This is a genomic window from Rahnella ecdela (genome assembly GCF_019049625.1).
GTDB classification, from domain to species: Bacteria; Pseudomonadota; Gammaproteobacteria; order Enterobacterales; family Enterobacteriaceae; genus Rahnella; species Rahnella ecdela.
Genome location: NZ_JAFMOY010000058.1, coordinates 1 through 858, shown reverse-complemented (window position 1 = coordinate 858; position 858 = coordinate 1). Strand labels below are relative to the sequence as shown.

The window sequence follows — 858 nt, the reverse complement described above, 5'->3', positions numbered from 1 at the left end:
TGTAGATTCAATTGATCAATGCAACATCCATGCTAAAACATGGGGTAGCGGAGGATTAATGAATGAAACGTACATTTACGGCAAAGGAAAAAGAGTTTGTTTTCAACTCATGGAAGAACGGCATCGGCTTCAGTGACATTGCTAAAACCCTGGATTCTAAGCCCGGCACCATTTTCACTATTTTAAGAGACTCTGGTGGCATGAAGCCCAACGTGCGCAAACGCGCTTCATCGCATTTGACGTTATCTGAACGGGAAGAAATACGCGTTGGACTCTCTGCCAAAAAAAGTATCAGAGCTATTGCGCATTCTCTAAATCGCTCGCCTTCTACGATATCAAGAGAGGTTCAACGTAACCGTGGCCGACGCTATTACAAAGCGGTTGATGCGAACAACCGGGCTAACCGAATGGCCAAAAGGCCTAAGCCCTGTTTGCTGGAGAAGAATCTGGCGTTACGGGATTTAGTTTTGGAAAAACTAGAGCTTAAATGGTCGCCTGAACAAATATCCGGATGGCTTAAACATACAGTGCATCGGCGAAAATCGATGCAAATATCAGCAGAGACAATTTATAAAACCCTATATTTTCGCACCCGAGACGCCTTGCATCACCTGCTGGTAAGGCACCTGCGCCGTTCCCACAGTCTACGTCATGGAAAACGCCATTCACGCAAAGGTGAGCGAGGGACGATCAACATCGTCAATGGTATCTCTATCCATGAGCGATCAAGACATATCGACAATCGTCGTTCTGTTGGCCACTGGGAAGGGGATTTAGTCTCAGGAACAAAAAATACGCATATTGCTACTCTCGTTGATAGGAAATCGCGCTATACCATCCTGCTGAAATTGAAGGGAA

1 protein-coding gene is annotated in these 858 nt (G+C 45.7%); it reads left to right on the top strand.

The window, feature by feature from the left end; genetic code table 11:
* Nucleotides 1–62: 62 nt before the first annotated feature.
* Nucleotides 63–858, top strand: a 796-nt coding sequence (locus J1784_RS00295) for an IS30 family transposase (RefSeq protein ID WP_217147583.1), incomplete at its 3' end; no start/stop codon positions are given.